The sequence below is a fragment of the Streptomyces sp. NPDC056527 genome, from assembly GCF_042794475.1.
Lineage (GTDB): Bacteria > Actinomycetota > Actinomycetes > Streptomycetales > Streptomycetaceae > Streptomyces.
In genome coordinates this window covers 32492-44303 of record NZ_JBHTTQ010000058.1, presented here as the reverse complement: position 1 = coordinate 44303, position 11812 = coordinate 32492, and the positions used below count along the sequence as shown (strand labels likewise).

Below are 11812 nucleotides of genomic sequence, written 5' to 3'. Positions count from 1 at the left end.
CCACCCCGAAGGGCTTCATCGTTCGACTTGCATGTGTTAAGCACGCCGCCAGCGTTCGTCCTGAGCCAGGATCAAACTCTCCGTGAATGTTTACCGGTTATCCGGTGCACACCACGAGAGCGGAACGACCGGTCGGAATAGGACCAGTCGTTCACAGCGTCCTCGCTGTGTTGTTGCCTACCCGCCACAAGGGCCGGCAGGACTTTCAAAGGAACCTCGCCATCCGAAGATGGACGGGGTATCAACTAATCTGGCGTTGATTTTTGGCACGCTGTTGAGTTCTCAAGGAACGGACGCTTCCTTTGTACTCACCCTCTCGGGCTTTCCTCCGGGCTTTTCCCTTCGGTCTTTCGTGTTTCCAGCTTAGCAGATCCGATTTCCGTTTCTGCTACCCGCTGGAGCGGGCTGCCGGGCTGTTCTTCGCTTTCGCGTTTCCCTTTCCGGCGATTCCGACTTTATCAGATTCATTTCGGCCTACCTAATCGGTGGCTTCGTGATTCGAATAAGGAATCGGGGTGGCTCCGTGGAAATCAACTTCCCGACCGGAGCAAGAGAGACTCTAGCTGCTGACCTTCGAACTTGTCCAGTCCGAGGCAACCGTTTGAATCTACCTCCCCACGCGGACCGTGTCAACGGTTTTTGTGGGCGAGGAGGAGACTAGCAGGTCAGCGGGGTCGTCCGCACATCAGGCAGCCGTCGGCAGGGCCGCACTGCGGTCCGCCTCCTCGACATCGCCCGTGTCACCCGCTCGGGCCGCACGGCCGCCCAGCACATAGACGTAGACGAGAAATGCCAGTTCAGCGGCGACACCGATGGCGATGCGCGCCCAGGTGGGAAGGCCCGACGGGGTGACGAAGCCTTCGATGAGGCCCGAGAGAAAGAGGACCAGGGCCAGGCCGATCGCCATTCCCACGGCCGCGCGGCCCTGCTGGGCGAGGGCGGAACGGCGGGTCATGGGGCCGGGGTCGATGAGGGTCCATCCGAGGCGCAGTCCGGTGCCGGCGGCGACGAAGACCGCCGTCAGCTCGAGGAGGCCGTGCGGGATGAGCAGGCCCAGCATGATGTCGAGGCGGCCCGCGGAGGACATCAGGCCGATGGCCACCCCGAGGTTCAGCATGTTGAGGAAGAGGATCCAGAGCACCGGGACACAGAGGAACGCGCCCAGGACCAGGCACATGGCGGCGGCCTGGGCATTGTTCGTCCAGACCTGAGCCGCGAAGGAGGCCGCCGGGTGGCTGGAGTAATACGTCTCGTACTGACCGCCCGGACGGGTCATCTCGCGAAGATCGGCCGGCGCGCCGACCGCGGCCTGGACCTCGGGGTGCGTACCGATCCACCAGCCCATGACCGCCGCGAGGAGCAGGGAGAGGACGGCCGTCGGAACCCACCAGTGGCGGGAGCGGTAGACCGCGGCCGGGAAGCCGGCCGTGAAGAAGTCGGTGACGTCGCGCCATGAGGAGCGACGGGTGCCGGTGACCGTGGCGCGGGCGCGGGCGACGAGCTGGGTGAGCCGGGCCGTGAGCATGGGGTCCGGGGCGGCCGACTGGATCAGCGAGAGATGGGTGGCCGTCCGCTGATAGAGGGAGACGAGCTCGTCCGCCTCGGCGCCGCTGAGCTTTCCGCCTCGGCGCAGGAGGTGGTCGAGGCGGTCCCACTCTGCTCGGTGGGCGGTGACGTAGACGTCGAGGTCCATGATCGGCTGCTGCTCCAGGCACTGGGTGCGTACGGGTCCGTACTACTGCGGCGCGCTGCGGGTCAGCTTGGCAGACTGTCGTACCGAGGGGTCGGGAAGGTCTGAGAAGGGTGGGCGCCGTGAGCGGGGTTGTGACGGGGGATGCCGTCGTACTGGGTTTGCAACCGGCGCGGCTGCCGAGCCGGGCTCTGGCGCTGGTCCTCGATCTTGTGGCGGTGTGGGCGGTCTACCTGCTGATCACGGTGGGGCTGGCGATGGCCACCGCATCACTGGACGAGGCCGCGCAGACGGCGATCTCGATCGCGTCGTTCCTGCTGGTGTTGGTGGGGGCGCCGATCGCGGTGGAGACGCTGTCGCACGGGCGGTCGCTGGGGAAGCTTGCCTGCGGGCTCCGGGTGGTGCGGGACGACGGCGGGCCGATCCGGTTCCGGCATGCCCTGGTGCGCGGGGCGATGGGGGTCGTGGAGATCCTGATGACCTTCGGGGTCGTCGCCTGCATCGCGTCGCTGGTGTCGGAGCGGGGGCGGCGGATCGGCGATGTGTTCGCGGGGACGCTGGTCGTACGTGAGCGGGTGCCGGCGGCTCGGAGCGCGGTCGTTCCCCCTCCTCCGCCGTGGCTCGTGGGTCGTTTCGCCGAGCTGGATCTGTCGGCGGTGCCGGACGCACTGTGGCTGGAGATACGGCAGTACCTGACACGGATGCGGCAGTTGGATCCGGGCGTGGGGCAGCGGCTGGCGGAGCGGCTGGCCGATGAGCTGGTGGCGCGGACCGGGACGCCTCCCCCGCCGGGGGTGCCCGCGGCGGCGTATCTGGCCGGGGTGGTCGCCGAGCGGCAGGCTCGGGAGGCTCGCCGGGCGTTCGCACCGGCGGCGCCGGGCGTGGGTGGGCAGGTTCCCGGGTTCGCGGCTCCCGTGGTGCCGCCGGTGAGCCCGGCTTCGGCTGCGCGTGTGGATCTTCCCGTCGCTCCCGCCCCTGGCCCCGTGGCGCCGCCCGTCGTGGCGTCGGAGGTACGTGATTCGGGCTCGTCGACCGGGTTCGCGCCGCCGGCCTAGGGCCAGACGGACGGCGGGGTCTCGAGGGCTTCGAGTTCGATGCCGGGGGCGGAGAGCACGACGTCGCCGGCGATGTGGAGCGTGTGCTGCTCCCCCGTGTCCAGGGCGTTGACCTGGTACTCGTCCACGATCAGACGGCCGTTGTCAGTGGCGTGCGTTTCACTGTTCACCAGGGCCCAGGACTGGTCGATGGTGAGGGGGGCGAGCACGGGATCCGTGAAGGCGACGAGCCGGACGCGGGTCGCGGGGGAAGCGGGGGTGAGACGCAGGAGTCGCGTGATCGCGACGAGGAACGCCGGTGAGGTGCCGGTGAAGGCATGGGCGCGCACATTGCCTTCCGTGGCATGGGTGCCGGTGGGGTCGGTACGGACCCAGGTGACGCCGTCGAGGGCCGCGCCGCGGACCTGCCAGCTCGCGGCGTGGAGTTCGAGGCGGATGGGGCGGCCGAGTTCGTCGATGGCCAGGTCGACGGAGCCGGCGTGTTCGCCGGAGGGGGTGGTGGTCTGTGAGACGTAGCGCCAGCCGGAGGGGCCGGGCGCGCAGTTGAAGTGCTCTTCACCGAGGGGGGTGTGATCGTGCGGATCATGGAGCGAATAGCGGCCGCGGGGCATGGGTCCTCGGGGTGCTTGCTGGGGCGATAGACGAGGCAGGCCCCCGGCACGGGGGTGCGGGGGCCTGCCTTTTCCTCTACGGGTGACCGGGTCGGGCGCGTGTCAGTGCACGGGCGCCGTCGGTCCCGGCATCAGTAGCGGTAGTGGTCCGGCTTGTACGGGCCCTCGACCTCGACGCCGATGTAGGCGGCCTGCTCGGGGCGCAGGGTCGTGAGCTTCACGCCCAGGGCCGCGAGGTGGAGGCGGGCGACCTTCTCGTCCAGGTGCTTGGGGAGCACGTAGACGTCGGTCGGGTACTCCTGCGGCTTGGTGAAGAGCTCGATCTGGGCCAGGGTCTGGTCCGCGAAGGAGTTCGACATGACGAAGGACGGGTGACCGGTCGCGTTGCCGAGGTTCAGCAGACGGCCCTCGGAGAGGACGATCAGGACCTTGCCGTCGGGGAACTTCCAGGTGTGGACCTGCGGCTTGACCTCGTCCTTGACGATGCCCTCGATCTTGGCGAGGCCGGCCATGTCGATCTCGTTGTCGAAGTGGCCGATGTTCCCGACGATGGCCTGGTGCTTCATCTTGGCCATGTCGGAGGCCATGATGATGTCCTTGTTGCCGGTCGTGGTGATGAAGATGTCGGCCGTCTCGACGACGTCGTCCAGGGTCGCGACCTGGTAGCCGTCCATCGCCGCCTGGAGCGCGCAGATCGGGTCGATCTCGGTGACGATGACGCGGGCGCCCTGGCCGCGGAGGGACTCGGCGCAGCCCTTGCCGACGTCGCCGTAGCCGAAGACGACCGCGGTCTTGCCGCCGATGAGGACGTCGGTGGCGCGGTTGATGCCGTCGATCAGGGAGTGGCGGCAGCCGTACTTGTTGTCGAACTTCGACTTCGTCACGGCGTCGTTCACGTTGATCGCCGGGAAGAGGAGGGTGCCGGCCTGGTGCATCTCGTACAGGCGGTGGACGCCGGTCGTGGTCTCCTCGGTCACGCCGCGGATCTCGGACGCCAGCTGGGTCCACTTCTGCGGGTTCTCGCCGAGGGTGCGGTTGAGGAGACGGAGGATGTGGCCGTACTCCTCGCTGTCCGCGGTGGACGGGTCCGGGGCGGAGCCGGCCTTCTCGAACTCGACGCCCTTGTGGACGAGGAGGGTGGCGTCACCGCCGTCGTCCAGGATCATGTTCGGGCCGCCGGTGGGCGTGTTCGGCCAGGTCAGGGCCTGCTCCGTGCACCACCAGTACTCCTCCAGGGTCTCGCCCTTCCAGGCGAAGACCGGCACGCCGGCGGGGGCCTCGGGGGTGCCGTTCGGGCCGACGGCGATGGCCGCGGCTGCGTGGTCCTGGGTGGAGAAGATGTTGCAGGACGCCCAGCGGACCTCGGCGCCGAGGGCGACCAGGGTCTCGATGAGGACGGCGGTCTGCACGGTCATGTGCAGGGAGCCGGTGATGCGGGCGCCGGCGAGGGGCTGCTGGTCGGCGTACTCGCGGCGGATCGACATCAGGCCGGGCATCTCGTGCTCGGCGAGGGTGATCTCCTTGCGGCCGAAGACGGCAAGGGACAGGTCGGCGACCTTGAAGTCCTGCTGGGTGGCGGCAGTCGTCATGACTGGGCTGCTCCTCGTGGATCGAGTTCGAGGGTCGGTCGGGGCGCCTGACACCGCGATGTGGCGTGCGCGGGCATACGAATGCCCGGGTACTCCCGCGGTGCAGTCGTCGGAGGCCCTCTCTCCCTCGGCCGGTCCCTGCGGACCGCCCGACCGCCATCAGCAGCGACGTCTGGCTGGTCACGAATCTACACCGATCAGTGCGGCGACCCACAGTCCGCCTGCCTCCGCGATCGGCCGGATTCGGCCTCGACACGGGGCCGGGAGCCCCCGGCATCGGCGACGTCATGAGCGTGGGCCGTCTCCGAGCGCGCCCCGGCGCGGGGCTCGGGCCCGGAGCGCGCGAAGGGGCCCGGGGTCGTGGTGACCTCGGGCCCCTGTGATGCGGCACCGGGTATCGGCGCCGCTCGTCGTGGACGCGAAAGGTGCCTTCAGTCGTGCGTCAGTGGCTCGGGCCGCCCGGGGACTTGGCCGGGTTGATGCCGGCCGCCGCGGCCGACTCGTCGTAGATGTCCGGCTCCAGGTAGATGACCCGGGCGATGGGGACGGCCGTGCGGATGCGCTCCTCCGCCGCGTTGATGGCCGCCGCGACCTGGGAGGCCGTCTCGTCGGTACGGACGGCGACCTTGGCGGCGACGAGGAGCTCCTCGGGGCCGAGGTGGAGCGTGCGCATGTGGATGAGGCGGGTGACGGTCTCGCCGTCGACGACCGCGGCCTCGATCTTCTTCACGTCCTCGACGCCGGCGGACTCGCCGAGGAGCAGCGACTTGGTCTCGGCGGCGAGGACGATCGCGATCAGGATGAGCAGGATGCCGATGCAGAGGGTGCCGATGCCGTCCCAGACGCCGTTGCCGGTCAGGAGGGCGAGGCCGACGCCGCCGAGGGCGAGGAACAGACCGACGAGCGCGCCGAGGTCCTCCAGCAGGACGACCGGAAGCTCGGGGGCCTTCGCCCGGCGGACGAACTCCTTCCACGACAGATTGCCGCGGATGGCGTTCGACTCCTTGATGGCCGTACGGAACGAGAACGTCTCGGCGATGATCGCGAAGACGAGGACGCCGACCGGCCAGTACCAGGCCTCGATCTCGTGCGGGTGCTTGATCTTCTCGTAGCCCTCGTAGACGGCGAACATGCCACCGACCGAGAAGAGCACGATGGAGACGAGGAAGGCGTAGATGTACCGCTCGCGGCCGTAGCCGAAGGGGTGCTGCGGGGTCGCCTCCCGCTGGGCCTTCTTGCCGCCGAGAAGCAGGAGCCCCTGGTTGCCGGAGTCGGCGAGCGAGTGGACGCTCTCGGCCAGCATCGAGGACGAACCACTGAAGAGGTACGCCACGAACTTGGCTACCGCGATCGCGAGATTCGCGGCGAGTGCCGCCACGATCGCCTTGGTTCCGCCTGACGCGCTCATGGGTGTACGTGTTCCCTTCGTCGGTGCTCCGGCTCTGTCGCCGCCATTCGGCCGGTCATTGTTGCATCAGGCGACGACGGTGGCGCGAAACACCGTTCCCGTACCGGACAGTTCGGTCGTTTCGCCCGCCGGTACGAATACCGACTCGCCGGGCGCGAGGGTCACTTCGCCCGCCTTGGGCCGGCCCGCGACGGCGAGCAGGACCTGCGGGGTGCCGACGGTGATGTCGGTGGGCGCCGCACCCTCGGCCCGTACGAAACGGGACAGGCGGAACTCGTCGATCGGGGTGTCGTAGACCTCTTCGCCCGTCGGGGACGCCTCGGGGCGCAGGACGGCGGGGTCGTTCGGCTCGAAGCGGACGACCCGCAGCAGCTCCGGGACGTCGACGTGCTTGGGGGTGAGTCCGCAGCGCAGCACGTTGTCGGAGTTGGCCATGATCTCGACGCCGAGGCCGTCGAGGTAGGCGTGCGGCACGCCGGCGCCGAGGAAGAGGGCTTCGCCGGGCTGGAGTTGGATCGGGTTGAGCAGCATGGCAGCGATGACGCCGGCGTCGCCCGGGAAGTGGTGGGCGAGGGTGGCGTACGGGGCGTGGGCGCCGCCCAGGCGGGTGGCGGCGGCCGCGGCCGCGGCGACGGTGTGCGCCATCTCGTCGTGGTCGGCGGTGAGCAGGGCGGTCATGACCTCGCGCAGCGCCGCCTCTTCGGGGTGGGCGTGCAGCAGGTCGGCGTACGGCTTGAGGGAGTCGACGCCTAGTGCGTCGATGGTCTCGGCGGCCTCGATCGGGTCGCGGAAGCCGCACAGCCCGTTGAACGGCGTGAGGGCGCAGATCAGTTCGGGCTTGTGGTTCGGGTCCTTGTAGTTGCGGTGCGGCGCGTCGATCGGGACGCCGGCCTCCTGCTCGGCGGCGAATCCTGCCTGCGCCTGGGCGAGGTCGGGGTGGACCTGGAGGGAGAGCGGGGCTCCGGCGGCGAGCACCTTGAAGAGGAAGGGCAGGTGCGGGCCGAACTTCCCGACGGCCGCAGCGCCCAGTTCGCGTACGGGATCGGCGTCGATGACCTCGTTGAGCGGTCCGCGCTCCGTGCGGGACGGGGCGCCGGGGTGGGCGCCCATCCACATCTCGGCCTGGGGCTCACCGCTGGGGGTGGTGCCGAGCAGTTCCGGGATGGCGGTCGTGGAGCCCCAGGCATAGGGGCGGACGGTGTTGACGAGGCGGTCCATCGAACGATTCCAGCTTTCCTCGGTGCGGGAGGTGGGTCGGCGGAGTGTCTCAGCGGGTGGTGTCCGTGGGGTGTCTCGGCGAGGTCTTCCGGGATACGGCCGCGTACGGCGGGATTCGGCGGGACCAGGCGCTGCGGGTCGGTGCTGTCGGCCGGTGCTGTCGGCTGGTTCTGCGGGTCGGTGCTGTCGGCCGGTTCTGCGGGTCAGTGCTGTCGGCTGGTGCTGGGGGGCAGTGCTTCGGGTCAGTGCTGCGGGGTGATGCCGGCCGAGGCCAGGGCGAGGTAGACGGCGGCGAAGTCGGTGACGGCGAGCAGTTCCGCGAGGGTCTCCAGGTCTCCGCCCTCCTCCGGCTCCAGTTCGCTGATGGCCGTGCCGTGACTGAGCGCCAGTTCGCGGGCGGCCGGCGCGGCGGTCAGCCCACCGGCGTCGGCCGGGCGGTCGCGCAGCAGGACGACCCTGGCGCGCAGGGCCTGGGCCTCGTCGACACGGTCGCGGAAGAAGTCGTCGGGGTCGGCGCCTGCCGCGTAGTCGCCGGCGAGCAGCACGCCGTGGGCGGGCAGCGCCTCGGGCAGTTCGGCGGCGAGCGCGGGCAGTCCGGCCAGCTCGGCGAGGACGGCGGCGAACCGGCGGCCGACGGGGCCCGCGGCGTCGCCCTCGGTCCAGATCAGCGGCAGCGAGTCGGCGAGTTCGGCGGCGAGCGTCTTGGCCGGGTTGCTGTACGTGGCGATGGCCGGCCCGCAGCGTTCGGCCGTACGGTCCAGGCGGTCGGCGACCTTCTCAAGCGTCTCGGACGGCGCTTCGACGAGGCCGACCCGGTCGAGGAGCGCGAGGAGCGGGGTGAACAGGGCCCACAGGGAGCCGGGTCCGGCGGCCAGCCTCTCCTCGTACTCCTCGGGGCTCTCGTGCGGGGCCATCGCCATGGGCACGAGCAGCCCGCGGGGGCCGCTGACGGCCTCGGCGAGGGGGGTGTTCCTGGGGGCGACGGCGACGACCGTGATGCCACGGCGGTACGCCTGCTCGACGAGGAGGGCGAGTCCGGGTTCGGAGCCGTCGGTCGTCGGGATCAGGAGCAGATCCACGGAGCCGGCCCAGCCGGGGAGGGCCCAGCGCAGGGCGCCCGCGGCGGGGGCGACGCCGGTGGGCTGGAGGCGGATGACCGGTGCGGAGGCGCCGGCGAGGGCGCCTACCAGGTCGGCGACGCCGGCGGCCGCGGTTCCGGGGCCCGCGACGAGGACGGTACGGGGCCGCCCCTCGGGGCTGAGGTCGTCGATGCCGGCCTCGGCGGCATGCCGGGCGGCGGTCCGTACCCGCGCGCCTGCCTCGGCCGCGCCGCGGAGCAGGCCGCGGCGGTCGGCGAGGGCGAGGGCGTCCGGTGCGTCGAGGAGGGTCTCGTCCAGCATGGGGCCTCCGGGGGCGGGGCGGGTGCGGCCGGTGATGTGCGCCCGGCCGTCGGCCGGGTTCTGGTTCCCTACCCGCCCCACCGGGGTTCGGATCTTCCCGAGGGTGGGGCGGCGCCGGCCTTACGCCGGGCGGCGGGCCTCGTCGACCAGGAGGACGGGGATGCCGTCGCGGACCGGGTACGCCAGGCCGCAGTCGTCACCCGTGCAGATCAGCTCGGGGGTCTCGGCCGCCGTGCGGTCGTTCAGCGGCGCGTGGCACGCCGGGCAGGCCAGGATCTCCAGGAGGCCGGCTTCGAGCGGCATGAGGTTTCCCTTCGAACAAACGGTGGTGGTGCTGCCCTTTGGGCCAGGTCAGCCTACCGCCGGGAAACGGGGCGCGCGGCTCGGCCACCCGGCCCGTCGCCCGGTGGGGAGGCCGCCCCGCCCGTCTCGTGGAGGGGAGGGGAGGGGAGAGGTCGGTTCGTCCCTCCCGTCGGAGACAGGCGTCAGCCGGTACCCCGGCGGGAGGGGCGCTTCGTCGCGCGGTGGTGGAGAGTCCGGCGCCCCCCTCGTCCGAGAGTTGGCGGCAGCCGTCCCCGGCGTGAGGGTGGGTCAGTCCGTCGCGCGGATCAGGGCGAGGACCTCGTCGCGGACCTTGGCCATGGTGGCCTCGTCGCGGGCCTCGACGTTCAGGCGGAGCAGCGGCTCGGTGTTGGAGGGGCGCAGGTTGAACCACCAGTCGTCCGCCGAGACCGTCAGGCCGTCCAGCTCGTCGAGGGTGACGCCGTCCTGGTCCGCGTACGTCGCCTTGACCGCGGCGGTGCGGCCTGCCTGGTCGGCGACCGTGGAGTTGATCTCGCCGGAGCCCGCGTAGCGGTCGTACGACGCGACCAGCTCCGACAGCGTGCCGTCCTGGCCACCGAGGGCGGCGAGCACGTGCAGCGCGGCGAGCATCCCCGTATCGGCGTTCCAGAAGTCCTTGAAGTAGTAGTGCGCCGAGTGCTCGCCACCGAAGATCGCGCCCGTCTTCGCCATCTCCTCCTTGATGAAGGAGTGGCCGACACGGGTACGGACCGGCGAGCCGCCGTTCTCACGCACGACCTCGGGGACGGACCACGAGGTGATCAGGTTGTGGATGACCGTGCCGCCGGGGGTCTTCGCCAGCTCGCGCGCGGCGACCAGGGCCGTGATCGCGGACGGCGAGACCGCCTCGCCGCGCTCGTCGATGACGAAGCAGCGGTCGGCGTCGCCGTCGAAGGCGAGGCCGAGGTCGGCGCCCTCGGCCCGGACGCGGGCCTGGAGGTCGACGATGTTCGCCGGGTCGAGGGGGTTGGCCTCGTGGTTCGGGAAGGTGCCGTCCAGCTCGAAGTACATCGGTACGAGATCCAGCGGGAGGCCCGCGAAGACGGTGGGGACGGTGTGGCCGCCCATGCCGTTGCCGGCGTCCACGACGACCTTGAGGGGACGGATCGCGGTGAGGTCGACCAGGGCCTTGAGGTGGGCCGCGTAGTCCTTCAGCGTGTCCCGCTCGGTGATGGTGCCGGTGGTGGGGGCGGCCGCCGGGGCGCCCTCCTCCGACCAGCGCTCCACCATGATGCGGATCTCGGAGAGGCCGGTGTCCTGCCCGACGGGCGCGGCGCCCGCGCGGCACATCTTGATGCCGTTGTACTGCGCCGGGTTGTGCGAGGCCGTGAACATCGCGCCCGGCAGGTCGAGGCTGCCGGAGGCGAAGTACAGCTGGTCCGTGGAGCAGAGCCCGATCAGGGTGACATCGGCGCCGAGGCGGGCCGCGCCACGGGCGAAGGCACCCGAGAGGCCCGGCGACGAGGGCCGCATGTCGTGGCCGACGACGATCGCGTCCGCGCCGGTCACCCGGACGAACGCGGCGCCGAACAGCTCGGCGAGCGTCTCGTCCCACTGATCCGGCACCACCCCGCGGACGTCGTACGCCTTCACGATCTGCGACAGATCAGCAGCCACGGAACAACCCTCCTGAATCCTCGAACCTCGGCACGCGTGTGCGGCGCGTGTGCCACGCGTGTACAGCGTGTGCGGATGCCCAACCTACCGGGGCCCGCCGAGGGGAGGGCAGAGCGCCTTGCCGGACGGGAGCCGCGCCGGGGGTGTCCGGCGCGGGCTGTCGGGCTCGGGAGAGGTGCCGAGTCAGGAGTCCGGGGAGCGGAGGACGCGGAGGTGGCCACGGCGGCCGACCTCCATCGGGTCTCCGCCTCGGCCGCCGCCCTTGCCGCCGGCCTCGGCCGTGCGCTGCTGGGGGCGCGCCGCTTCCCGCACCGCGTTGGCGAGGGCTTCGAGGTCGTCGCCGCTGGGGCGGGCCGGGGCGGAGCCGTCGGTGAGCCGCACGACCTCCCAGCCGCGCGGCGCGGTGAGGCGCTCGCTGTGTTCGGCACACAGGTCGTAGCAGTGGGGCTCGGCGTAGGTGGCGAGCGGGCCGAGGACCGCAGTCGAGTCGGCATAGACGTACGTCAGTGTCGCGACGGCAGGGCGGCCGCACGCGGTGCGCGAACAGCGACGTACAGGGCTCACGACGTTGGACGGTACCGCACTCTTGAGCGGGCCGCGACGACTCTCCACCAGGTCACTCCACCGTGTCGCGGTGTGACGTCGGACACGTGCCCGCTTCGGGCGGCCGTCCTGACCTGCGCGTAAGGAGGGGAACGGGGGTGGGGACGGTCGTCGATCCGGACAACGGTCGACAGGAATCCGGTCAACCACGGCCAGATGGCCGATCGCCGGAGCCCCTGGAATCGGGCCCGTGCCTGGCCGGAACGTTCAACTAACGACAGCCCCGGTCCGGCGCGCGGCGAGGCGGTCCGTGTGCGCCACGGTCGACGGGCACCGAGG

General features: G+C 71.0%; 10 protein-coding genes and 1 rRNA gene. 1 reads left to right on the top strand and 10 read right to left on the bottom strand.

Annotated elements, in window-relative coordinates; all coding sequences use genetic code 11:
- Nucleotides 1-87 (bottom strand): 16S ribosomal RNA (locus tag ACFQ7Q_RS24795); the annotation flags it as partial.
- 598 nt (nt 88-685) lie between these two features.
- On the bottom strand, nt 686-1693 hold the full coding sequence (locus ACFQ7Q_RS24790) for a stage II sporulation protein M (protein WP_383558828.1): 1008 nt from the start codon (nt 1691-1693) through the stop codon (nt 686-688).
- Between the two features lie 119 nt (nt 1694-1812).
- Between ACFQ7Q_RS24790 and ACFQ7Q_RS24785 the strand changes: the two genes are divergently transcribed.
- Entirely contained in the window at nt 1813-2745 is a 933-nt protein-coding gene (locus ACFQ7Q_RS24785) for an RDD family protein (RefSeq protein ID WP_383558832.1), read from the top strand.
- Here the strand turns inward: ACFQ7Q_RS24785 and ACFQ7Q_RS24780 are convergent.
- The 8 genes from ACFQ7Q_RS24780 to ACFQ7Q_RS24745 form a co-directional block, all read right to left on the bottom strand.
- Nucleotides 2742-3356, bottom strand: coding sequence for a hypothetical protein (locus ACFQ7Q_RS24780; RefSeq protein WP_376446530.1), 615 nt, complete (start codon nt 3354-3356; stop codon nt 2742-2744). The genes ACFQ7Q_RS24785 and ACFQ7Q_RS24780 overlap by 4 nt on opposite strands.
- A 131-nt stretch (nt 3357-3487) precedes the next feature.
- A complete protein-coding gene (ahcY, locus tag ACFQ7Q_RS24775; protein ID WP_383558825.1) occupies nt 3488-4945 on the bottom strand; it encodes an adenosylhomocysteinase in 1458 nt (485 codons plus the stop codon).
- 442 nt (nt 4946-5387) lie between these two features.
- Nucleotides 5388-6353, bottom strand: coding sequence for a cation diffusion facilitator family transporter (locus tag ACFQ7Q_RS24770; protein ID WP_383558823.1), 966 nt, complete (start codon nt 6351-6353; stop codon nt 5388-5390).
- A 66-nt stretch (nt 6354-6419) separates the two neighbouring features.
- Nucleotides 6420-7571, bottom strand: coding sequence for a mannose-6-phosphate isomerase, class I (gene manA / locus ACFQ7Q_RS24765; protein WP_383558821.1), 1152 nt, complete (start codon nt 7569-7571; stop codon nt 6420-6422).
- Between the two features lie 242 nt (nt 7572-7813).
- Nucleotides 7814-8971, bottom strand: coding sequence for an SIS domain-containing protein (locus ACFQ7Q_RS24760; protein ID WP_383558820.1), 1158 nt, complete (start codon nt 8969-8971; stop codon nt 7814-7816).
- A 120-nt stretch (nt 8972-9091) separates the two neighbouring features.
- A complete protein-coding gene (locus tag ACFQ7Q_RS24755; protein WP_189550595.1) occupies nt 9092-9274 on the bottom strand; it encodes a Trm112 family protein in 183 nt (60 codons plus the stop codon).
- 288 nt (nt 9275-9562) lie between these two features.
- Nucleotides 9563-10930 carry a phosphomannomutase/phosphoglucomutase gene (locus ACFQ7Q_RS24750; RefSeq protein ID WP_383558818.1) on the bottom strand — a complete coding sequence of 456 codons (1368 nt, stop codon included), beginning with the start codon at nt 10928-10930 and terminating at the stop codon, nt 9563-9565.
- Between the two features lie 183 nt (nt 10931-11113).
- Nucleotides 11114-11542: a DUF3499 domain-containing protein gene (locus ACFQ7Q_RS24745; protein ID WP_383558817.1), complete on the bottom strand. Its 429-nt coding sequence runs from the start codon at nt 11540-11542 to the stop codon at nt 11114-11116.
- Nucleotides 11543-11812 lie beyond the last annotated feature (270 nt).

What these genes read in the sequence shown, in the direction of transcription:
- ACFQ7Q_RS24790 (WP_383558828.1), bottom strand. Translation starts at nt 1,693, where the DNA reads ATGGACCTCGACGTCTACGTCACCGCCCACCGAGCAGAGTGGGACCGC.
- ACFQ7Q_RS24780 (WP_376446530.1), bottom strand. Translation starts at nt 3,356, where the DNA reads ATGCCCCGCGGCCGCTATTCGCTCCATGATCCGCACGATCACACCCCC.
- ahcY (WP_383558825.1), bottom strand. Translation starts at nt 4,945, where the DNA reads ATGACGACTGCCGCCACCCAGCAGGACTTCAAGGTCGCCGACCTGTCC.
- ACFQ7Q_RS24770 (WP_383558823.1), bottom strand. Translation starts at nt 6,353, where the DNA reads ATGAGCGCGTCAGGCGGAACCAAGGCGATCGTGGCGGCACTCGCCGCG.
- manA (WP_383558821.1), bottom strand. Translation starts at nt 7,571, where the DNA reads ATGGACCGCCTCGTCAACACCGTCCGCCCCTATGCCTGGGGCTCCACG.
- ACFQ7Q_RS24760 (WP_383558820.1), bottom strand. Translation starts at nt 8,971, where the DNA reads ATGCTGGACGAGACCCTCCTCGACGCACCGGACGCCCTCGCCCTCGCC.
- ACFQ7Q_RS24755 (WP_189550595.1), bottom strand. Translation starts at nt 9,274, where the DNA reads ATGCCGCTCGAAGCCGGCCTCCTGGAGATCCTGGCCTGCCCGGCGTGC.